We start from the raw sequence: 23,359 nt of genomic DNA on the forward strand, positions 1-23,359 counted from the left end.
CCATCTTCTCCCCCGAACAATTCGGCCCTCTGGCGAGTATCTGTTTCCTGCGTTAGCATTTGCGGCATGACCGTCCGGAATACCCCCGAATCGCCTCACCCGCCGCTCCGATACCACCTGAAACGGAATTATGAAAAAAGACCCCTTCGGCGCTCGCGAAACCTTCGATACGGGATCGGGCAATGCGTACCTCTACCGGCTCGACCGCCTTGCCGACCATGGCTTCGGCGGACTGGACCGCTTGCCGTTCTCCATCAAAGTGCTGCTCGAAGCGGTGGTCCGGGAATGCGACGGGCGCGCCGTCACGGAACAGGATGTCGAACGCCTCGCCACGTACGATCCGAAGGGGCCGGCCCGCGAGGAGATTCCCTTCGTGCCTGCCCGTGTCCTGCTGCAGGATTTCACGGGGGTGCCGGCGGTGGTGGATCTCGCCGCACTGCGCTCCGCAGTAGCGCGGCTTGGGGGAAATACGGACGCCATCAATCCGAGGGTGCCCGTTCATCTGGTGATCGACCATTCTATTCAGGTGGATCATTTCGGAACGCACGAGGCGCTCCGCCTCAACTCGGACATCGAGTTTCGCCGCAATCGGGAACGGTACGCTTTTCTGCGCTGGGGACAGCAGGCCTTCGAGAATTTCTCGGTGGTGCCCCCCTCCGGCGGCATCTGCCACCAGGTCAATCTCGAATATATCGCCCGGGGCGTCTGGACGCGCCCCGAAGACGGGTTGGAGGTCGCCTACCCGGATTCCCTCGTCGGGACGGACAGCCATACGACCATGATCAACGGGCTCGGCGTGCTCGGCTGGGGCGTCGGGGGTATAGAGGCGGAAGCGGCCATGCTGGGGCAGCCGATCTGCATGCTCATGCCGGAAGTGATAGGATTCCGGATGACGGGCCGCCTTCCCGAAGGCGCTACGGCCACCGACCTGGTGCTGACCGTCACGCGCCGCCTGCGCGCATACGGCGTCGTGGGCCGGTTCGTGGAATTTTTCGGCCCCGGCCTCGATCACATGTCCATCCCGGACCGCGCCACCATTTCCAACATGTCGCCGGAATACGGCGCGACCATGGGATTCTTCCCCGTGGACGGAATTACGCTGGACTACATGCTTCGCACGGGCCGCGAGCCGGCGCTCATCGACATGGTGGAACGATACGCGAAGGAGCAAGGGCTTTTCCGTACCGCAGACACCCCCGATCCGGAATTTCTCGATGTCCTGGAGCTCGATCTCGGGGAGGTCGTGCCCGGCGTCGCCGGACCGAAACGCCCGCAGGACCTGATCCCCGTGCCGGAACTCGGCAAAACCTTCGCCGCTACGCTTACCGCCCCTGCCGGACCCCAGGGATTCGGCCTTTCTCCGGACGCGCTGACGCGCACCGGCCGGTACCGGGACGATCAGGAAAACGACATGCCCCTGCGGCACGGCGATGTGGCCATCGCCGCCATCACCAGTTGCACGAATACGAGCAATCCGTCGGTGATGATCGGCGCCGGTCTGGTGGCGAAACACGCCGTGGAACGCGGGCTTCAGGTGCCGCCGTACGTCAAGACGAGTCTGGCGCCCGGCTCTCGCGTCGTAACCCGCTATTTGCATGAGGCCGGGCTGCTTCCGTACCTGAATCAACTGGGATTCAACCTGGTGGGATACGGCTGCACGACCTGCATCGGCAATTCGGGGCCGTTGCCGGAACCCGTGACCGAAGCGATCCGCGAGGGTGATCTCGTCGTGGCCGGCGTGCTTTCGGGCAACCGGAATTTCGAGGGCCGCATTCACCCGCATGTGCAGGCCAATTTCCTCGCCTCTCCGCCGCTCGTCGTGGCGTATGCGCTGGCCGGTACCGTCGATATCGACCTGATGAACGACCCCATCGGCACGGACTCGGCGGGCAACGACGTATACCTGCGCGACATCTGGCCGTCCTCCGGGGAAATTCTCGATGCGATCCGGGAAGTCGTCACCCCCGAACTGTTCCGGGACGAATACGAAGGCATCGAAACGTCCAGCGAGACGTGGAACGCCATTCAGACGGCCGAAGGCTCTCTTTGCGAATGGGACGACGCCTCGACCTACATTCAGGAGCCGCCCTACTTTGTGGATATGGACCCGGAAACACCTGCCATTCAGGAAATCAGGGGCGCCCGGGTGCTTGCGAAACTGGGCGATTCAACCACCACGGATCACATTTCGCCCGCAGGCTCCATTGCCCGCGACGCGCCTGCCGGGAAATACCTGACGGAGCGGGGCGTGGCGGCGCACGCGTTCAATTCGTACGGATCGCGCCGCGGAAACCACGAGGTGATGATTCGCGGGACGTTCGCCAACATCCGCATCAAAAACCTGCTGGTTCCGGGGACGGAGGGCGGCATCACGCGGTACTTCCCTACGAACGAAACGATGTCCATCTACGACGCCGCGATGAAATACGCCGACGCGGGCGTGCCGCTGGTCGTGCTGGGCGGCAAGGATTACGGGATGGGATCGAGCCGGGACTGGGCGGCGAAAGGCACGCTCCTGCTCGGCGTCAAGGCGACCCTTGTGGAAAATTACGAACGCATCCACCGGTCGAACCTGATCGGCATGGGCGTGCTTCCCCTGGAATTCCGCGAGGGCGAAACCGCTGCGAGCCTCGGGCTGACGGGCGAAGAAACCTTCGACATCCCCGTGAACGACCAGGTGGCGCCCCGGCAGGAATTCGAAGTCACGGCCACGAAACCCGACGGAACACAGACGACCTTCCAGGCCGTGGTCCGCCTCGACACCGACGTCGAAGTCGATTACTACCGGAACGGCGGCATCCTCCACTACGTGCTCCGGGACTATCTGCGGCGCGAGCAAGTAGAGGCATGAGGGGTGATCTTATCGGGGTCGGGCAGCGGCGGAACGATGCGGGCGTTCGCCGGTCAACAGGCCCACGCGGTCCGCACGGATCTTATTGAGGTCAGGCAGCGGCGAAACGATGCGGGCCCGCCTCTACAGAACATTCCGGGAATGTCTGGGGGGCTCCCCCCTCATATCCTGACATCCGGCGCGGCGCGTTCCGCATCCAATGCGGCGCGCCCCGTTTCCACTGCTTCCGTGGCGACCTCCTCCAGGTGCTCGAGTTCGGTCTGCCATTCGCCGTAGGCCCGCGAAGCCGACATCCATGCATGGGGAGCGTACAGCCCCCCCGCGGCTTTTCTGGCGCTTCGCTTCAGCCCCTTGACTTTCCGGGTACCCTCCCGGGCCAATTTCTGCAATTCCAGCATACGATCGGTCCATGCCCGCACGTGGTCCTCGGAACGGTATTGCATATCGGCCATGTTGGCGGTTTCCGAAGCAATGTTCGCGGAGAATTTGCGCGTGTTTTCGGCGGCGAGCCGGGCTATCCGCTGATGCTCTTCCGCCATACGGACATTGTTTTCATCTCTCAGTTGCGCAAGACCCTCAAGGTCCTCCATATACCGCGCCAACTGAGCTATCTGCACCTGTGTCGTATCCTCGACAAAAATATCCGGGGACTGCGCCCGGGTTTCAGGGGCCAGTGCGAAGACGGCAAGCACAGCGATGGCGATATGCCTCTTCATTCGGATCTCGTACGGTTCCGTGAAAGAGCTTGGGGAGAAGCAGCCGGAAATCGTCCGTAAAAACCGGGAAGCGCTCATAAAAAACCGGCCAGGGCATCATCCTGTTTATTGGATGTCCATGCGCGACAGCGGTTCCGGTTGAAGGCCCCATTGCCCAAAGGATACGCGATTACATCCTCGAACATCCGCGCTCCGGACCCGGCGCTGCCTCCATGTTCGCCACATCCACAATCTCCTTTACGCACCCTGTGTATAGTAGCACCATCGGGGCGCCTGCGCAACACTCTATAGACTATTTTTCATTCCCTGCCCCAACCCCCGCCGCCCGGCGTTTCGATCCGCAGCACATCGCCGGCTTCGAGCCGCCGGCTGAACTTCGCGGGCAGCGTTTCTTCCCCGCCGCCGGGCCGTACGAGCGTATTGCGTCCGCAGGCGCCGGGCGCACCGCCCTGCAACCCCCACGGAGGCGTCTCCCGCCGTTCGCTGATTACCGTAACGGTGGCGGGCCGGAGCAACCGGTAGGCGCGAATCAGACCATCTCCGCCCCGTCGCTCGCCCGCCCCGCCGCTCCCCCGGCGCAGCGCATAGGTCTCGATGCGAAACGGAAACGTCATCTCCAGCGCTTCGACCGGCGTGTTCAGCGTGTTGCTCATGTGTACGTGTACGCCGCTCAGACCGTCCGCCCCGGCGGAAGCGCCCATGCCTCCCCCGATGGTTTCGTAGTACGCATAGGGCGACCCGTCGGCGCGGGAGCCCCCGATGGTCAGGTTGTTCATCGTGCCCTGCCCGGCTGCCGACACGCGCGCCGGCATGGCCTGTGCGAGGGCGCCGAAAACCGCATCCACGATGCGTTGCGAGGTTTCGACGTTGCCGGCGGACACCGCATGGGGCGGATCGGCGTGCACGAGGCACCCCGGCGGAGCCGTAACCCGCACGGGCGCAAAACATCCCGCATTCATGGGAATGTCGGAGGCGGCCAGACAGCGCACCGCATAGTAACAGGCGGACTCCGTGATAGGGAGCACCGCGTTCAGCGAACCGGTCACGGCGGGGGAAGTCCCCTCAAAATCGAACGTGACGCCGTCCCCCTCGATACGGGCCGCCACCCGGATAATCGCCTCTTCCCCGTTCGGCGCTTCGCCGGGAGCGATTTCCAAGGTATCCTCGAACCGGAAAACCCCGTCCGGCCATTGCCGGATATGCTCGCGAAGCAGGCGTTCGCTCCAGACCGACAAATGCGCCGCATACGCTTCGACCTCAGCCGCGCCGTGGCGGTCGATCAATGCCGCAAGCCGCGTCTCGGCCACCGAGTGCGCCGCCTGTTGCGCAGCCAGATCGCCGCGCCGCTCTTCCGGCGTGCGGACATTACGCAATACGAGTTTCTCCAGGTCGGCTGCGAGCCTGCCCTCGTTGCGCCATTTCACGGGGGGGATAATGACGCCTTCCTGGTACAATTCGCCCGAAAGCGGAAGCGACCCGGGACTCATGCCCCCCACGTCGGCGTGGTGGGCCCGGCTGGCGGCAAAGAACACGAGGCGGTCGGCCACGAACACCGGGGAGATCATGGTGATGTCCGGCAAGTGCGTGCCGCCTGCATAGGGATCGTTCAGAATGACCGTGTCGCCGGGGCGCCATACATCGATGGCGTCCAGCGCGGCTTCGAGGCTGCGCGGCATGGCGCCGAGATGTACCGGAATGTGCGCCGCCTGGGCCACCATCCCGCCGCGGCTGTCGAACACGGCGCACGAGAAATCCAGCCGCTCCTTGATATTGGGCGAATAGGACGTGCGCTGCAGCGTAACGCCCATTTCCTCAGCGACCCCTGAGAAACGATGCCGGTAGAGTTCGAGGAGAATCGGGTCCATCACATTCTCGAGAAATGCAGATTACGCCAGGCATCCACTTCGACATGCCACGAGGGAGGAACGAAAACGGTCGCATCGTACTGGGCCACTACGGCGGGACCGTCGAACGCATGTCCGCAGCGCAACCGGTCGCGGTCGTACAGCGCCGCCATGACCTCCTCGCCGCTATCCAGCACGACCGGGGTCTCTCCGACCTGCGCGGCTTCGGAGGTCTCCGACGCCCCGGCCCGATCCGTGTCCTGCGGCAGAACAACCTCGGCCCCTGCCGCCGTTCCCCGCACGCGCAGCGTCACGATCTCCACGACGGCGTCCCGCATCGCGTACCCGTACCGGCGGGCGTGTTGTTCATGAAAACGCTCCCGGGCACGCTCAGGGCTCGCGGGGTCCATCGGTACGGTCAATTCGTAGCTCTGCCCCCGGTACCGCATATCCGCAAGGGTTTCGATGGCGGGCGTCCCGCCATCCTCCCCGGCAAAGACATTCAGAATTCGTTCGGTTTCCTGCGCATAGAGGGCTTCGAGGCCGGTCGTGTCGTCGGGAGCCGAAACGGACGTATCGTACACGATATCCGCCATCAACAGGCCCAGCGCGCTCAGTACGCCCGGCTGCGGAGGAAGCAGAATGCGACGGATCGAGAGCGCATCCGCCAGTTCGCAGGCATGCAGCGGGCCGGCGCCCCCGAACGGGACCAGCGTATAGTCCTTCGGATCGTACCCGCGCTCCACGGATACGCGGCGCAAGGCGCGCTCCATCGACGCATTCGCGATCCGGACGATGCCCAGCGCCGTCTGGTGGAGGGACAGCCCCAGCGAACGGCCCAGTTTTTCCACGGCATCCCGCGCCGTGCCGGCGTCAAGGGCGAAATCGCCCCCGAGAAACCGGTCGGGCAGGATCCGGCCCAGCGTCACATTCGCATCCGTGACGGTAGGCGCATCGCCGCCCCGCCCGTAGCATGCCGGGCCCGGTACGGCGCCGGCGCTCTCGGGGCCGACATGAAGCGCTCCCGCTGCGTCGGCATGGGCAATGCTCCCCCCGCCGGCGCCCACCGTATGGATATCGACGGATGGAAGGCGCAGCGGCAATCCCGCAATGGCGCTTTCGGCGGTGCGCGGTATTTCGCCGGGACACAACGCCACGTCCGTACTGGTGCCTCCCATGTCGAGGGTGAGAATCTTCGGAGCCTTTTCGCCGAGCGCGGTTCCGGCAAGCCGGAAGGCCCCCACGACCCCGCCGGCCGGCCCGCTGAGCACCAGGCGGGCGGAACGGCGAGCCGCCTGTTTCGTGCCGATGACGCCCCCGTTCGATTGCATGATGCGCACCCGCCTGGGCGCCACGGCGCGTTCGAGCCGGTCCAGATACCGCGCCACGATGGGCTGCACATAAACATTCACGACCGTGGCGGCCGTCCGTTCGTATTCCCGGTATTCCGGCAGAATATCCGCGCTCAGCGAAAATCGCGCATCGGGAAGGTATCCCTTCAGAATCTCCGCCGCTTTGCGTTCATGTTCCGGATACAGAAACGAGAAGAGAAACACGATGGCCACACCGGCCACGTCAAGATGTTGCAGCGTTTCCCCCAGTTCGGCCACTTCGCGCTCGTCCAGAGGGGTCAGGATCGAGCCGTCGGCGGCCACCCGCTCCGTGACTTCAAACCGGAGGTCCTCCGGCACGAGCGGGGGCGGACGGCGCTGGGAAAGCGCATACAGTGCGGGACGATTCTGGCGTCCGATCGCCAGGACATCGCGGAAACCTCTGGTCGTCACGAGGGCGCACCGCGCGCCGCGATGTTCGAGAAGCGCATTCGTGGCCGTGGTGGTGCCATGCGCAATCGCCGCCGCTTCGCCGGCCCCGAGCAACCGTACGCCTTCCCCCACGGCGCGGCTCTGGTCATCCGGTGTGGTGGCCGTCTTGCGAATGACGGGCGCCCCATCCTTGAGGTGCACGAAATCCGTGAACGTCCCGCCCGTGTCGATCCCGATGCGTTCCGTCATGCCGGATAACTGCGAGGCGGGCCGTACGTATGGTGAATGCCGCTATGGTTCACATGCCCTACGTATCGTCCCAGCACCCGGACTTCCTCGAAAATATCCGGTTTGATGCGGATGTCCTCGTATTCCTCGTTGGCCGGTTCGAGGCGCAACCCGTGCTCATCGTAGTATACCCGCTTCAGAGACGTCTCGCCATTGTAGAGAATGGCGCCGATGCCTCCGTTGGGAATATCGTCGTCTACCAGCAGCACATAATCGCCGTCATGAATGTCGGCGCCGATCATCGATTGCCCCGATACGCGGATCGCAAAAATGCGATCGAGATTGGGAAAGAGCGTCTCGAGCGTAATAGTCCCCAGATCCGCATCGACGGCTTCCTGCAACTGTCCCGCCGATATAATGCCGCGCACGGGAATGCCCGCCGCGCTTGTCAGAAAGTCGTCTTCGTTGATGAGGCGGTATCCCCGGCTACCCCTCGTGAGAAATTCCTTCTTCCAGAGGGCTTCGAGGTTCTGGGTGACGCTGTTGGGGGACCGGAACCCGAAATGCGCGGCAATCTGACGGTAGGTGGGCCACACCCGGTGGACACGCACGTACCCCGAGATATAACGGAGAAATTCGTATTGCTTCGATGTCAGCTTTTTACGGCTCATGACGGTTTGACGCGCCGGTTTTTATGACACGAAGAGGAGTATGGAGACGCCGCGACAGGGGCGATTATACGGCGGAATACCCGACATCTTGTACATATAACGTACAGTATATGATTGTTTCCTTGCAACGTCAAGAGAAACGACAAAAAAAATCTTCCGAATGCGGGGCGCTTTAAGGATACGCTGATTAGGGCCTGTTACCACTGTGCAGCGGCGCTTTGCGGGGCCTGTTTTCCTGCCAGGCCAGGCGCTACGAGGGGTGGTTTTGATCAGCGTATCCTTATTACCTGGGGTTGAGGAGTTGCTTCACCACGCGGCTGCCGCGGGTTGGCCAGGTGTCCTCGACGTGGTATCGCAGAAAATCCTCGATAAGCCGGCCCAGCTCCGCAGCCGTGCGCTCGTCCATGCGCATCTGCATGATCGTATCGGGATCGGCGCAGGCGACGATGGCGAACGCGCGCAGGGTCCGGCGCGTGGCAAAGCGCATGGTTTCGCGGTTCCGGCGCCCCTCGGACGGCTCCACCGAGCCGGTTTCCAGCAGGAGCGCGCCGCCGGATTCAGGGATGCGCTCGACGGCTTCCCGGTCGATGTGCGGCGCAAAACCAAGGATTCCCGCCAGCCGCAACTGAAAAAAATAGAACAGGTGCTCGGCTCGGTCCGCATGACGATTCAGCCGGTCCAGCACATCGATCAGAAGCTGAAACACAAGCAGGTTTTCGTCTTCGTCCTGCATCAGCGCCTGCACGAGTTCGACCACGCGCTGGCCGTACGCAAGCGCCGCAAGATCCTTGTGCAGGTCCCCGAATGTCCGGATGTGGCTGCTTTCGGAAAGGGTCTGCACATGCCGGGTATCCTTCCAGTACAGCACGGCCTGCACATACGACATGGGTTGCAGGGTCGATCCGAATCGGCTTTTGGGCCGCAGCGCGCCCCGGGCCATAACGGCCACCTTGCCCTTCTCCCTGGTGAAAAGCGTGACGATCCGGCTGGTCTCGCCGTACTGGATGCTTCGGAGCACGATGGCCTCAGTACGAATAATCATCACGAACAATCATTTTGAGGGGCCGAAGTTATATTCGCGGCTTCCTTGTGTCTGTGTCAGGAAAAAACCATGCGACTGCTTCATCGCTTGCAGCAACGGCTGAGCCTGACGAGACACGAGGCCATGGCGCTCTCGTGTCTGTCCGGATTGCTCATTATCGGCATTATTGTACGTCAAGTCCAGCAACAGGCCATATTGCTGCCGCCGGATGCCTACGACGAACTGGACCGCATCTTTTTCGAGCGGTCGGGGATGCAAATCGGCGGCGCGGCGGATACGACTTCGCCGGCGCTTGCAGCCTCCGCCAGCGAAGCGGATTCCGGCAAGTACGAGGCCGCAGCGACGGCCTCCTCGACCCGCGAACCCCCCGGCGAGCCATCCGGTTCGGGAGCGCTGCACATCGACATAAACCGGGCGGGCGCATCGGAACTCGAAAAACTGCCCCGTATCGGACCGAAGACGGCCGAACGCATTCTTGCGTTTCGCGACGCCTATGGAGCGTTTCGCTCGGCAGACGATCTGCAACAGGTGAAGGGTATCGGACCAAAAACCCTCGAACTCCTGCGGCCCCATGTTTACGCAGGAGCGCATCCCCCATCCGTCGACTCGTCTTCCGGCGATTCATCGGCCGAACCATAGGGGTCTTCCGTCCAGGCTTCGGCAACCTTTTCCTCGCGCTTCAGAAACCGGTATACCGGCACCAGCAGCAACGCGGCCAGCGCCGCAAAACCGACCAGTGCAAGGAGAATGACCCCGTTATACTCATTCATGGAATCATGCAAAAAGTCATCGAAACAGGAGGTTCGCCCCTATGAATAACGCCTCTGCGCGCATGTTGATCGTCGACGGCGACGTAAAAACGTCTATGAACCTGTGCAGCATCTTCGAACGGCAGGGATATGCCGTAACCGGGGTCCGGGACGGTGAGCAGGGCCTCGATCTCCTGACCGGGACCCCTTCATACGACATCGTACTGCTCGAAACCGCGATGCCGCGAAGGAACGGGTTCGATGTCTTGCGCCAGGCCCGGCTCGCCGGCGTCACCACTCCGATCATCATGCTGACGTTTCGGTCAAACGCCAACGACAAGCTGCGGGCGTTCGATATCGGCGCAGACGATTACGTCACGAAACCGTTTCACATGGAGGAGCTCGCGGCCCGGGTAAAGGCCATGCTCCGGCGCAGCAGCCTGCCGGCCGAACACCCGTTGGATATCTACGATTTCGGGGAGCTGCATGTGAATTTCAGCAGTCACACGGCCCACCGCAACGGCGATGTCGTTCGACTCACCGCCAAAGAGTTCGATATACTCCGGTATTTTATCGAACACCGGGGCCGGACCGTCAGCCGGGGACAGATTTTGCGCAACGTATGGGGCATTCCGTTCGACGTGTCGACGCGGACCATCGACCGGCATGTTTCGGCGCTCCGCAAGAAAATCGAACCCGACCCCGAAGACCCGACGTGGATCAAGACCGTGTACGGCATAGGGTACCGGTTCGTGCAGCGCCCGCGCCATGCGGAAAACGTGAAACAGAACGCCGAAAACGGTATACTAACCTTAAGCCACCCGAAAACGCCATGATCAACACCCTTTCCATCGCCCGCGATCTTTCCGAAGCAGGCATCGAAAGGTCCCACGCCGAAGCGATTGCACACGCTATGGGAACCCGACAAGGAGACGTTGCCACGAAAGATTTTGTGCACGCTGAAATAAGCACGCTCGAAGCCCGCCTTGTGCGCTGGATAGTCGGAACGGTTTTCGCAGCCTCCGGCATGCTGTTCGCCGCCCTGCGGTTCATACCGTAAACCCGCCGTTACCCCGGACTTCCGTGCGGCAGCCGAGGTCCGGAAATTCATGCCGGGCGATCCCGCCGTCCTCCCTGCGGAAACCGTACTCCGTATGGCCGCTATGGATTTGCGAGATCAGCGTTCAGCGCGTCCCGCACGACATTTCATAGCACCCCCGGAATCAGCGCCTTGCGATCGGCGGGGTAGTCGTCGAACCGGTCCCGGTACCACTGGTGGTTGCTGAACGCGCGCGGGCCGAGGTTGGCCACCGCATACACGAAGAACGCGAGCCCGGCTGTGGACCACGTGGCCAGCGCCCAGCCGCCCCATTCAAGAATTTCGCCGAGGTAATTCGGGCAGGAGACGTAGCGGAAGCCGCCGCCCCGGGGGATTGCGTAGCCCCCGCCGTCCTTTCGCAGCCTCAGGAGGATGTTGTCAGATTGGAGGTTGAGGGCGAATCCGCCCAAGAAGATCACGATGCCGGCGACGAACCGGGGGTCGGTGAGCCACTCGGCGCCGTACTCGCCAAGGTGTGAGATGAACCGGGCGTTGATGTACGCATTGAGCACGTTGAATACGAACCCGCTCAGTACGACGATCACCGGCATCCTCTTGCCGGAAGTTCGCGTGCGAAGGGGATACACGAAGGTCCGATTCAGATAGTGGCACTGCCATATGCCGAGCAGTATCAGGGGAATCGTCTTGCCCGCGGCCTGTCCCAATGCGTAGATGCAGGCGAAAAGCACCGGAGCCGGAAATTCCATCACGATCCAGCCGAGCTTGTTCGGAACGGCCGGTCCCCAGCCCTTGCCGTCATAGTGGCGTCCGTAGGGGGCCCTGAAGCGCAGGAGGCTCGCGAAGGTCAGGACCGCCAGGGCGAAAACGGCCCACACGAGCGTGTTGTGCAGTGTTGCCTCGGTCATTCGTTACGATGCCTCCCGACTTGCTATTCACGCCGGCTTCCATGAGGCCGGAGCACGAAGGCCCCGGAAATCCTGTCGTTGGCCTGCCCCGCCCTTCTTACTGCTTCGGCTCGGCGATGCCGTCGCGATGCCGGTATGCAAGCGCGGAGGCAGCCGCTTCGTCCAGCAGAATGTGGGCATGGGGGTGCATCTGCAGCACGGAAGCCGGACACAGGGCGGTCACGGGACCCTCCAAGGCATCGCGGACGGCGGCGGCCTTGCCCGTTCCGCTCGCCAGCATCAGGAGTTTGCGCGCCTCCATGATGGTGCCGAGTCCCATCGTGACGGCCGTGCGGGGCTGCGTTTCCCCCTCGCCGAAAAAACGGGCATTGTCGGCCAGCGTTTTCGCGGTCAGCGTCTGGACGCGCGTGCGGGATCCGAGCGAGGAGCCCGGCTCATTGAACGCAAGGTGTGCATTGGACCCGATACCGAGAATCTGCAGATCGATGCCCCCGGCCTCCTCGATACTTTGCTCGTACGCGGCGCAGGCGGCGTCCAGATCGTCGGCCATTCCGTCCGGAATATGAATCCGGTCGTCGGCGATGCCTACGTGATCGAAAAGATGCTCCCGCATGAAACGCCAGTAGCTCTGCGGGTGCTCGCGAGACAGCCCCACGTACTCGTCGAGATTGAACGTGGTGACCCTGGAGAAATCCGGGCCTTCTTCCCCATCGCCTGCAACCAGGCGCTGGTACAGACCGATCGGCGTACTCCCCGTCGCGCAGCCGAGAACCGCGCGCCCTGTACGTAACGAGCAACGGCGTATCTCTTCGGAGACAAGCCGGGCCGCCCGCTCGCTGAGGGCGTCATAATCCGGAAGTATTTCGACCAGCATGGGAGCCTGAAAACGTCGTTAAGACCCCGTTAAAACGACCCGGTGGACGCCTCGAGTTCAAAGAGGTGATCCGGGAGCTCGACGTTGATCTCGGTCTCCAGTTCCGTAGAACCTGCCGGAGCGCCATCCATATAGGTTTCAAGCCTGCTTGGAAGCCGGACGCCCCCGACCTCCTGCATTTCTGTGATGAGCGCGAGCGCCTGCACGGGCCCCTCGCTATACCGCACCCCGACCGGTTCGTGCGTATCCGGATCAAGCAGCAACTGGATGGGATTCGCCATGCCGGGTACCGTAATGGAAAGCACATCCACTGTCTGCCCCCCCTCGAGTTCTTCCAGCCCCAGATGCTGCACCGTGAGATCGTCGCGGCCCAGTATGGAAATGATGTCGCGATCTATTTGCGCTTTGATCGGTTCGCTTACCATTGGCGGCGCAGGCATCACGCCCTGGGGCGTATCAAGCATTATGTCGTCCCCGTTCACCACGATAGTGATCGGTCCCAGGCCCGGCTGGTTCATTTCCAAGCGCACCCGATCCGGATAGGCCACATACTGCATCATCTCCACCTCGAACTGCTGGCCATCAGGGGTGGACCCTGCCGTCGTAAGAGCCTGACGCAAGGTTTTGATGGCCGCAAAGGCTTCTCGCCCGCCGAGCGTATCCACGGCTTTCTCAAAGAGTTCCTGCCCTTCCGAAAGGGTTTCCTCGGTGGCCTCGGGGGCCGGCTCCAGACCTGTAGGAATGGTAATGTCTATCGTTTCCACCTCGCCGAGATCGGTAAGCGGGCGCCCGAAATCATCCCCGTTGCCGACGGCGATGATCTTCATATCGTCCGGACGGAGGTACTTCTGCGCCACGCGGTGCACCTCGCTCGCATCAACGGCCTGCACGCCTTCCCGCACCTGATTCAGAAAATCCAGCGGATAATCGTAGTACGCATAGGTCATCATGCGATTCACGATCTCCTGGCGCGTATCGAAATTGAAGACGAAACTGTTCAGGTAGTTGTCCTTCGCCAGTTGGAGTTCTTCCTCGGACGGAGGCGCGGCGCGCATCTTTTCGATTTCCTCGCGCACGGCTTCCGTCCCGTCCACCGTCGATTCCGACTTGGTCATGATGCCCGCATAGAACTGCCCGGGCCGCTCGAAATTGGCGGTGTAGGCGCCGAAGACCGCGTAGGCGAGGCCCTTGTCGTCGCGCACGTTCTGGAACAAGCGCCCGGTAAACCCGCTCAGCACCTGGTTCATCACCGTGACCGCAAAATAGTCCGGGTGATTCATGGTGATCTCGCCCGGGTGCCCCATCAGTATGGTGCTCTGCGTCACATCCGCCTTGGGCGCATAGTACACCCCGTACTCGGACCCCGTATCGGGGATCGGCTGCGTCGGACGCACGAAATCCTCCTGCGCTTGCCATGCGGCAAAGGCGCTTTCGAGCTTCGCCACCATCTCGGCCGTATCGAAATCCCCCCATACGCCGAGAATAGTGTTGTTCGGGAGGAAATACTCTCCGTGAAAATCGATCAGATCCTGGCGTTCGATGGCGTCGATGGTCGCGTACTCGGTATGCCGCGCGTACGGGGAATCGGCTCCGTACACCAACTTGTCGAATTCGCGGTTCACGATGGACTGGGCCTCGTCGTTGCGCCGTGAAATGCCTGATTTCGCCTGGGTTTTCGCCAGGTCTATCTTGTCCTGGGGAAACGCGGGATGCATGACCACATCGGCGAAAAGCGGCAGCACCTCATCCACCGTCTCGGTCAGGGAGGACATGAACACCTGGCCCGAAACCGTCCCGATCGAAGCTTCGATCTGGGCGCCCATGTTTTCCAGCCGGAGGTTCAGGGCGTCGGCGTCCACGTTTTCCGTGCCGCCGGTGCGCATGACCTGGCCGGCGATGGAGGCCAGACCGACCTTGCCGGCCGGTTCGTAGACCGCGCCCGCGCCCACGCGCGCCGACATGGAGATGAGCGGCAATTCATGATTCTCGATGAGAAAGACGATCATGCCGTTGGGAAGCGTTACCTGCTCCGGTTCCGGAATGTCGAATTCGGGAAGCGGCGGCGTGTCGATATCCGCATAATGGGATTGCGCGAAGGCGGGCAGCGTGCACAGGGCGGCAACGATGCAGGCGGTCAGAATCCGATACACAGAGCGTGTCATGGCGTCACGGGATTGGGTGCTTGAAACGGGGGTTCCGGGAAAGGGTGTGGTCGGGTGATTCGTGTGCAGTCGCATGTCAGTTCGAGGCCTCCTCGTCCATGTCTTCTTCCATAGCCTCTTCGTCTTCCATTTCCTCCATATCGGGCGTCGTGGTGCTGATCATCGCAACGGTCCGGTTGGACTTCGTAAAGGTTTCTCCAATTACGCGCTGGATATCCTCGCCGGAGACCTGCTCGATCTCATCGAGATAGGTGAAAATGTCGCTCCAGTCGCCGGTCACCGCCTCGTGATAGGAAAAGAGCACGGTCAGCCCGGTGTTCGACTGCAACTGGCGCACCAACTGGGCGCGGGCCTGCGTTTTCGCCCGTTCGATTTCTTCCTCCGTGACACCGTGCTCCCCGATGTCCTCGAGGATCGCATACGCCGCCTCTTCGAACGCTTCCGGCGTATGCCCCTGATTGATCACTGCGTAGATCAGGAACAGGTGCGGATACTTGTTCATGCCGGGGAAACCGTTCAGCGCCTGCGCCTGCAGGGCGATCTGTTTGTCTTCGACGACCTCCCGGTACAGACGGCTGGTCCGCCCGTCGCTGAGGATGCGTTCCAGGATGTCGTACACGGCCTGATCGGGATGATTCACGCTGCCCTTGTGCCATCCGGCGATGACGATCGGCTGGCTCTGCTCCTCGATCACGACGCGCCGTTCGGCAATCTGCGGGGGTTCGACCGTTTCCACGGGATCGGGCCGGTCGCCTTCGGGAAGCCTCCCGAAATAGATTTCGGCCAGCGTACGGATTTCGTCCGGATTCACATCTCCGGCGATCGCCACGATCAGGTTGGCGGGGTTGTAGAATTTATGGAAGAAATCTATGGCCTCGGCCCGCGTGTAGGACTGGATATCCGACATATGGCCGATGCCGGGCTCGCCGTACGGATGGGCCTTGAACGCGGTGGTCCAGAACTCTTCGAGCAGACGTCCGAAGGGATTGCTCTCGGTGCGCATGCGGCGCTCCTCGGCCACCACGTCGCGTTCGATGTAGAACTCCCGCAGGACAGGGTCCAGAAAGCGTTCCGACTCCAGAGAAAACCAGAGTTCGGTCTGATTGACCGGCAGGCTCACGAAATAATCCGTGCGGTCGTTCGCGGTGGTTGCGTTGAGCCCCGTGCCTCCGTTGCGCTCAAGCGCCTCCTCGAATTCGGGGGTGCTGTAGGTCTGCGCTTCGTCGCGGGCCGCAGCGAATGCCGCTTCCAGCTCGGCGATTTTGTCGGGGTCGGCGTGGAGGCCCTTGTGCTGCTCGGTCTTGAGCATGTCGTAGGCGGCATCCACCTTGTCGAGGGCGACCTGTTCCGCGGCATAATCCGTCGAGCCGATGGTGGAGGTCCCCTTGAAGGCCATGTGCTCGAACATGTGCGCAAGCCCCGTAATGCCCTTGACCTCATCCACCGACCCTACGTCGGCATAGGTATAGAACGTGGCGACGGGGGCGTCGTGGCGTTCGATCACGATGAAGCGCAACCCGTTGTCGAGGGTAAACTCCGTGACGCGCTCTTCGAAGCGGGCGAGCAGGTCCGATTCCTGCTCTTGCGCGGGCGCCATGTACACGGGGAGCATACAGGCGAGAATAAGGAAAAAGATGACCAGAATGGTACGGGCGCTCATAGGTAATGGCGGATGAATGATGGAGGCGTGGGTGGGTGGTTCGCGTTGATCCGGATCCCCGGCGGGGGATAGAACTGCTCAGAACGCCGGACAGTGCGGACACAATAATATGGGGCATACGGTACGATTTCGTCAAAGTTTGGGTTTCCGGGTGAATTCGGAGGGGAGAAATCGCGTCCTGACAGGCGGCAAGGGATGCGGGCGCAGCACCCCCCTGTTTCATTTTTCAGGTTCTGCCCACCGCGCGAACCGCACCGCCCGCAAGGACGTACCAAGGCGCATGGGTCCGCTCGCCGATCTAAATAAGTACTACTGGAAGTACAAGCATCTCTTCATTCCGGGATTGCTGTGCGCCATCGTATCCGCCGGGTTTTCCGTCACGGTGCCTATCGTGGTGCGCATCGCGGTCGATAGCATTCCGCGCCTGGTGAACCTGTACCACGTGTACGAGGGGACGCCGGTCCGGGGTTACCTGTATGCGAGCTTCTTCGTGGGATTGCTGGCGTTCGGTCTGATCATCATTGCGTTGAGCCTGCTGAGCGGCACCTTCTCGTTCCTGCAGCGGCAGACGGTGGTCGTGGCCTCGCGGCATATCGAGTTCGATCTGCGCAATGCGCTGTACGATCAGTTGCAGCGGCTGTCGCAGGGATTCTATCACACCTATTCGACGGGAGACGTGATGGCCCGCGCCACGAGCGACATCGAGAGCGTGCGGCGCTACATCGGCCCGGCCATCATGTATATCGTGCGCGCGGGGGTGGTCATTGTCACGGCCATGACGGTGATGTTCATTATTTCGCCGACGCTCACCCTGTATGCGCTGATTCCCATGCCTTTCCTGGCGGTGGCGGTCTTCTTCATGGCAAGCATGCAGCACCGCCGCAGCGATGCGCTCCAGGCGCAGTATTCCCGGCTCACCAGCCGGGTGCAGGAGGCGCTCGCGGGAATCCGCGTCCTGAAAGCCTATACGCGGGAAGACTCCGAGGCCAAAGCGTTCGAAGAGGAAAGCGCGGCCTACCGCCAGCGGAATCTCGATCTGGCCGTGGTCGATGCGGGATTCCGGCCCGTGTTTCTGCTGCTGGTGGGGATGGCGGGCATCATCGTGATCTGGCTGGGCGGGCGGCTGGTCGCCGAGGGTTCCATCACCATCGGCAACATCGCCGAATACATGATCTATGTGGCGTATATGACCTGGCCGGTGGCCTCGATGGGCTTCGTGGTTACGATGATCCAGCGGGCATCCGCTTCGATGATCCGGCTGAACCGCATTTTCGACACGGAGCCGGACATCGCCGATACGGAAGAAATGGTCGCGTCCGTTCGGGAGATTCGCGGCACGATCCGGTTCGACAATGTCTCTTTCCGCTACGGAGAAGAGGGACCCTGGGTGCTGCGGGACGTGTCGTTCGATGCGCCCGCCGGCACCACGCTGGCCGTGGTGGGGCGCACGGGTTCCGGGAAGACGACGCTCATCGAGATGATTCCCCGGCTGCTGGAAGCCACGCGGGGGACGGTGCGCATCGACGACCGGCCTATCCGGCACATTCCGCTGGATGTGGTTCGTTCATCAATCGGGTATGTCCCCCAGGATGTGTTCCTTTTCAGCGACACGGTAGGAAACAACATCGCCTTCGGGGCGCAGGGCGCGGGTGAAGAGCGCATCGAAGAAGCCGCCAGAGAAGCGGCGCTGCTGGAGAATGTGCGCGACTTCCCGGAAGGATTCGAAACGCTCGTGGGGGAACGGGGCATCACGCTTTCCGGCGGGCAGAAACAGCGGGCTTCCATTGCGCGGGCGCTCATTCGCCGGCCCGCCATTCTGATTCTGGACGATGCGCTTTCGGCAGTGGATACGAACACGGAGAGCGAATTGCTGGGGCATTTGCGCCGGTACTACGGCTCCTGCACGGTCGTCATCGTGAGTCACCGTATTTCTTCGGTGATGGACGCCGATCTCATTCTGGTGCTGGAAGACGGGATTATTTCCGAGCGGGGATCGCACGAAGAACTGCTGCGCCGCGAAGGGTTGTATGCGGACCTGTACCGGAAGCAGTTGCTGGAGCAGGAGATTGCGGAGTTGTAGGGGGCGGCGCCTTACGCTTGCGGGCAAACATTGGCCGTTTTACAGGCTATTCCACGATAGCGGCAACCGCCGGGCGATACATCAGGGTTTCCGTGCAAGCGTTGCCGGGGGCGTCGTGCGGCCTTCTTCCTCCGCGGCGCCTATGTCCCGTGCCGGCGCATTCCATTCAACGGACGCAGGTAAAGGCGTCCGGCCCGATCCCCTCGGCGAAAAACGCAAAAACACCGCCCCCTCCTCAGGCAGGCGGTCCAACGGAATGCTCACCCGGCTGCGCGTGTAGACCAATATCTCGGTGCGGCCCAACTCACGACCGTCTCCGTCGTACGCAACCACCTCGCCCGCAAACGGATGATCCGCCGTCTCCAACAGGAATGTCGCGGACAAGGAACCTACATACGAGATCGACGACAGCCGAGCGCGTAGCTGCGATGCCCCTTCCCTGGGTACATACACTCCCGGTACGCGCATCGTCACGCGAGCCGTACGGTCCCCGGTAACCTCCTCAGGCATACGGTCCATATCCGCGTACCGGCGCGGAACGGACACGACATCGAAGAACGCAGCGTATCCCTGCCCCGACATAGCCGCATGCGCCCCTTCCTTCATCCCGTACCGGATGAAACCCTTCTCGCCGGGCATCAGCACCAGCACGCCCGGATGAATGTCCACCACCTCGGACAAATCGCCCAGATCGGAATCTGCAACATCCTCTACCACCACCTCGCGGCCTGTCTCCGTCGCCTCCGTATACCCGAAACGGGCCGACACCGTGACCTCCAGCGGCACAAGCGACGGGTTCGACAGCTCGAACACTCCGTGAGGCTGCTCCCTGGTCAAAAACGCCACGTCGGGATAGATGCTCAGGTTCTGCTCCTCGGTCAACGCAACGGGCAGGGCGCGCGACGTGCTGAAACGCACTCCGCCCGGACCGATCGTAATCACACGCTGCGAAGGAACAACGGTGATGCCCACTTCCACAGTGTGCGTCTCCTCGCGCTCGCCCGAACGGAGAATGAGATCCATATTCCCCGCATACTGACCCGATGGCGCCCCCGTAAGGTCGATCTCGCCTCCGAAGCGAAGCAGCCGGCAGGCATCCTCCGAGAGCGTCATCTCCGTGTACAGACTGCCTACCGTCTGGGACGAAAGCTGCTCGCACGACTCCGCATACGACCATGTGGGGGTAAGCACGAGCGAAGCTGCCTCGATGCCCCCCTCGCGCCGGAGCACGACCGGAGAGGTCAGTTCGATGGACAAGGTCATCTCTCCGTTCTCGCCCGTCGCTTGGCCGCCGCCCGGCGAAAGCGTCATGCGGCCCGCGTGGTACGGACCCGATACGTAGGTCGATATGCCATCGGTCATCGGATCGAGGGACACCTCGGTATCGGCCGACTGCACCCCGAAACGCAGGGGCGAGGCGCTTACCGTTACGCCAAGCGCCGTCGGATCGGAGGGCTCCCGTGCCGGGGAAGACGATGCCAGAGGAGGAGAAGTAGGCTCGGGAGGCTCTTCCGCGGGAGGCGAAACAGGCTCGGGTTCGGGCGTCTGTATCCTGTTCAGCACAGTCACCGCAACCTCCGCGGCGCCGTCTTCTGCGTTCTCCGCGCTCACCGTAAGCAGGTATTCGTACGTCTCGTCTTCGTCTACCTCCGCCGGCACGTAGAAGATCGGCGAGGCAACGTCCGAAGCGCTCAGTAGCGACGTATCCTGTGTATCGCCACTGGCCGTCCAGGCGTATTCATACGCGGAACCCGCAGGCGCCTCCGTAGCCGTGCAATCGAACGCAATGTCGTCCGATCCTTCGTACACCGAACCGGGATCCGCGCATGTCACCGCAAGCGCAGGCTTGTCGAGCACCGTCACCGTGACCTCGGCCGTACCGTCTTCCGCATTCTCCGCACTGACCGTAAGCAGGTATTCGTACATCGTCGTCGCGGCTACCTCGTCCGGCACGTAGAACGTGGGGGAAGCTATGTCCGCCGCGCTCAAAAGCCCCGTATCCTGCGTATCACCACTGGCTGTCCAGGTGTATTCGTAGGCAGAGCCCGCAGGCGCCCCCGACGCCGAACAGTCGAACGCAATGTCGTCCGTGCCTTCGTACACTGAACCGGGATCCGCGCAGGTCACCGCAAGCGCAGGCTTGTCGAGCACCGTCACCGACACCTCTGCCGTACCGTCTTCCGCATTCTCCGCACTAACGGTAAGCAGGTATTCGTACGTCGTCGTCGAAGTTACGTCGTCGGGAACAAGGAAGGTCGGCGAAGCAATGTCCGTCGCACTCAAAAGCCCCGTATCCTGCGTGCCGCCACTGGCCGTCCAGGCGTAGTCGTAGGCGGAACCTGCAGGCGCGCCCGAAGCCGTGCAATCGAACGCAATGTCGTCCGATCCTTCGTACACCGAACCCGGATCCGCGCACGCCACCGCAAGCGCGCCCGTATTCAACACTGTTACCGCCACCCTCGCCGTACCGGATTCCGTATTCGCCGCCGAGACGGTCAGCAGGTACTCGTAGGTCGTCGTTGCAGCCACCTCCGCCGGCACGTAGAACGTCGGAGTCAGAGCGGTCACATCCGAGAGCAGGTTCGTATCCTGCGTATCGCCGCGGGCCGTCCAGGCGTATGTGTAGGCGGTGCCCGCAGGAGCCCCCGATGCCTCGCAGTCGAACACAATATCGTCCGAGCCTTCGTATACCGAACCGGGATCCGCGCATGTCACCGCAAGCGTGCCACGGTTCAGCACCGTCACCGTGACCCTCGCCGAACCGTCTTGCGCATTCGCCGCGCTCGCCGTCAAAAGATATTCGTACCGCGTCGTAGAGGCTACCTCGTCCGGCACGTAGAACGTGGGAGAAGCAATGTCCGTCGCGCTGAGAAGCGACGTATCCTGCGTGTCGCCGCGAGCCGTCCAGATGTATGTGTAGGCGGTGCCCGCCGAAGCCCCCGACGCTGAGCAGTCGAAGGCGATATCCGCCGCGCCTTCGTACACCGAACCGGGATCCGCGCACAATACCGCAAGCGCCCCGCGGTTCAGCACGGTCACCGTCACTCTCGCCGTACCGTCTTCCGCATTCGCCGCGCTCGCCGTCAAAAGGTACTCGTACCGCGTCGTAGAGGCCACGTTGTCCGGCACCGAAAACGTCGGGGTCGGGCCGTCCGTGCCGGCTATCAAAAGCGACGTATCCTGCGTATTGCCCCGAGCTGCCCATGCATAGTCGTAGGTCGAACCCGAAGGCGCCCCCGACGCCGAACAATCCAGAGCGAAGTTCGCCGAGCCTTCGTACACGGGAACAGGATCCGTACAGACGACGGCGAGCGCCCTGCGGTTCAGCACCGTCACCATCACCCTCGCCGAAGCGGCTTGCGCGTTCTCCGCGCTCGCCGTCAAAAGGTATTTGTACGTCGTCGTCGCGGCTACCTCGTCCGGCACGTAGAACGTCGGCGAGGCAATGTCCACGGCGCTCAGAAGCGACGTATCCTGCGTATCGCCCCTGGTCGTCCAGGCGTATTCGTAGGCGGAACCCGCAGGCGCGCCCGACGCCTCACAATCGAACGCAATGTCATCCGATCCCTCGTACACCGAACCGGGATCCGCGCACGACACCGCAAGCGCATCCCGGTTGAGCACCGTCACCGTCACATCCTCCGTCCCGTCCTCCGCATTCTCGGCGCTCACCGTCAGCCTGTATTTATAGTCCGTATCCTCGGACAAATCCCCAAGGTCCGGCACATGGAACGTCGGCTTCGGGATCGTCGGATCGCTTAAAAGCGAAAGGGCGCTCGATGGCGTGTCGCCGCGAGTCGTCCAGACATGGTTGTAGGAACGCATGCCCGACACCTCGCAGTCAATGCGGAAGTCCTCGTCGCCTTCGTACACCGGATCGATGGGCCAGCATGACACCGTCAGCGTCGGCTTGTTCAGCACCTTAACGACAATGTTTTCGGTAACGTCGTTGATGCCCGAAGCCGACATCGTCACCTTGTATTTGTAGTCCGTGTCCGCATTGACATTGTCCGGCACGGCGAACGTGGGCGTCAGACCGTCCGTACCGCTCGTCAACAGGCTCGTATCCTGCGTATCGCCCTGAGCCGCCCACGAGTACGTAGCGTCTGACGGTTCATTCTCCACCGAACAGTTGAGAGTAAAGTCGGCCGCGCCTTCGTATACCGGGTCGGGATTCCTGCATGTGACGACAGGCGGCTCCCTCTCCCCCTTATGCACCTTCACCGTAACCAGTTCGTGTTCGAAATCGCGATATGTCCCTACGTCCGGATCGAAGACGTCGCGAAAGAGGCAAATATCATACTGATAGACAGCGATCTCCACGCCCGGGGGCAAATCATCCGCGGGAAAAACCTCCGGAACAAGAAACCAGGGATCGAAATGCAAAAATTCTCCCGTTGCAGAAAATTCTGTTGCCCGGTCGGGAATATGATCTGCCAGGACCTCTTTAGGGAAATCCGAGGCCGATCCGGGTTCCCACCGCCAAGTGTCGTTGGGATGAGAACCATTGGGCACGCAATCGAATTGAAAATCCGCATCTCCAACATGTACTTCATAGTCTTTCTCGTTACATGTCATAAAATCCGGCGGCTTCAGAGAAGCCGTATCTCTCACCCTCACCGTCACTCTTCGCCTTGCCGTCCGCGGCGCGCCCGAAGCCGAGGTCGTCATGCTCGCGATGTAGTGGTACTCGGCGCCCGCGCTGCCCGGCGGCGCCGTAAACAACGGAGACGAAAGGTCCGTCGCGGCAAGAG

The 23,359-nt window shown here is 62.1% G+C and carries 15 protein-coding genes; 5 read left to right on the forward strand and 10 right to left on the reverse strand.

Translation table 11 applies throughout. The features are described from left to right. Positions 1–130: 130 nt before the first annotated feature. Positions 131–2,851 (forward strand): aconitate hydratase AcnA, encoded by a 2,721-nt coding sequence (gene acnA / locus F4Y00_06200; GenBank protein ID MYE04544.1) that lies wholly within the window; start codon positions 131–133, stop codon positions 2,849–2,851. A gap of 161 nt (positions 2,852–3,012) precedes the next feature. On the opposite strand, the gene F4Y00_06205 is transcribed toward acnA, so the two are convergent. The 5 genes from F4Y00_06205 to recO all read right to left on the reverse strand — a co-directional run bounded on the left by F4Y00_06205 (position 3,013) and on the right by recO (position 9,115). Then, a complete protein-coding gene (locus F4Y00_06205; protein MYE04545.1) occupies positions 3,013–3,567 on the reverse strand; it encodes a hypothetical protein in 555 nt (184 codons plus the stop codon). 299 nt (positions 3,568–3,866) lie between these two features. Next, positions 3,867–5,432, reverse strand: coding sequence for a hydantoinase B/oxoprolinase family protein (locus tag F4Y00_06210; protein ID MYE04546.1), 1,566 nt, complete (start codon positions 5,430–5,432; stop codon positions 3,867–3,869). Continuing rightward, positions 5,432–7,423 (reverse strand): hydantoinase/oxoprolinase family protein, encoded by a 1,992-nt coding sequence (locus tag F4Y00_06215; protein MYE04547.1) that lies wholly within the window; start codon positions 7,421–7,423, stop codon positions 5,432–5,434. Before F4Y00_06215 ends, F4Y00_06210 begins: the two co-directional genes overlap by 1 nt. Beyond that, positions 7,420–8,073 (reverse strand): repressor LexA, encoded by a 654-nt coding sequence (locus tag F4Y00_06220; protein ID MYE04548.1) that lies wholly within the window; start codon positions 8,071–8,073, stop codon positions 7,420–7,422. Before F4Y00_06220 ends, F4Y00_06215 begins: the two co-directional genes overlap by 4 nt. Before the next feature lie 283 nt (positions 8,074–8,356). Next, on the reverse strand, positions 8,357–9,115 hold the full coding sequence (gene recO / locus F4Y00_06225; GenBank protein MYE04549.1) for a DNA repair protein RecO: 759 nt from the start codon (positions 9,113–9,115) through the stop codon (positions 8,357–8,359). 69 nt (positions 9,116–9,184) lie between these two features. Between recO and F4Y00_06230 the strand changes: the two genes are divergently transcribed. Next, the gene (locus F4Y00_06230) at positions 9,185–9,754 is read left to right on the forward strand and encodes a helix-hairpin-helix domain-containing protein (protein MYE04550.1); all 570 of its coding nucleotides are present in this window, start codon (positions 9,185–9,187) and stop codon (positions 9,752–9,754) included. On the opposite strand, the gene F4Y00_06235 is transcribed toward F4Y00_06230, so the two are convergent. After that, positions 9,691–9,885: a hypothetical protein gene (locus tag F4Y00_06235; protein ID MYE04551.1), complete on the reverse strand. Its 195-nt coding sequence runs from the start codon at positions 9,883–9,885 to the stop codon at positions 9,691–9,693. The genes F4Y00_06230 and F4Y00_06235 overlap by 64 nt on opposite strands. A gap of 41 nt (positions 9,886–9,926) precedes the next feature. Between F4Y00_06235 and F4Y00_06240 the strand changes: the two genes are divergently transcribed. Both F4Y00_06240 and F4Y00_06245 read left to right on the forward strand, forming a co-directional pair. Next, entirely contained in the window at positions 9,927–10,700 is a 774-nt protein-coding gene (locus tag F4Y00_06240; protein ID MYE04552.1) for a response regulator transcription factor, read from the forward strand. After that, positions 10,697–10,924, forward strand: coding sequence for a hypothetical protein (locus F4Y00_06245; GenBank protein MYE04553.1), 228 nt, complete (start codon positions 10,697–10,699; stop codon positions 10,922–10,924). The genes F4Y00_06240 and F4Y00_06245 overlap by 4 nt, the downstream gene beginning before the upstream one ends. A 146-nt stretch (positions 10,925–11,070) precedes the next feature. On the opposite strand, the gene F4Y00_06250 is transcribed toward F4Y00_06245, so the two are convergent. The 4 genes from F4Y00_06250 to F4Y00_06265 all read right to left on the reverse strand — a co-directional run bounded on the left by F4Y00_06250 (position 11,071) and on the right by F4Y00_06265 (position 16,432). Beyond that, positions 11,071–11,829, reverse strand: a complete 759-nt coding sequence (locus tag F4Y00_06250) for a DUF1295 domain-containing protein (protein MYE04554.1) — start codon at positions 11,827–11,829, stop codon at positions 11,071–11,073. Between the two features lie 97 nt (positions 11,830–11,926). Beyond that, positions 11,927–12,703, reverse strand: coding sequence for a glucosamine-6-phosphate deaminase (nagB, locus tag F4Y00_06255; GenBank protein ID MYE04555.1), 777 nt, complete (start codon positions 12,701–12,703; stop codon positions 11,927–11,929). A 29-nt stretch (positions 12,704–12,732) separates the two neighbouring features. Next, complete coding sequence (locus tag F4Y00_06260; GenBank protein ID MYE04556.1) at positions 12,733–14,940, reverse strand: insulinase family protein; 2,208 nt, start codon at positions 14,938–14,940, stop codon at positions 12,733–12,735. A gap of 1 nt (position 14,941) precedes the next feature. Beyond that, on the reverse strand, positions 14,942–16,432 hold the full coding sequence (locus tag F4Y00_06265) for an insulinase family protein (GenBank protein ID MYE04557.1): 1,491 nt from the start codon (positions 16,430–16,432) through the stop codon (positions 14,942–14,944). 373 nt (positions 16,433–16,805) lie between these two features. Between F4Y00_06265 and F4Y00_06270 the strand changes: the two genes are divergently transcribed. Then, positions 16,806–18,605, forward strand: a complete 1,800-nt coding sequence (locus F4Y00_06270) for an ABC transporter ATP-binding protein (GenBank protein ID MYE04558.1) — start codon at positions 16,806–16,808, stop codon at positions 18,603–18,605. The last annotated feature ends 4,754 nt before the right edge of the window (positions 18,606–23,359 follow it).

It is taken from the genome of Bacteroidetes bacterium SB0662_bin_6 (genome assembly GCA_009839485.1).
Taxonomy (GTDB): domain Bacteria; phylum Bacteroidota; class Rhodothermia; order Rhodothermales; family VXPQ01; genus VXPQ01.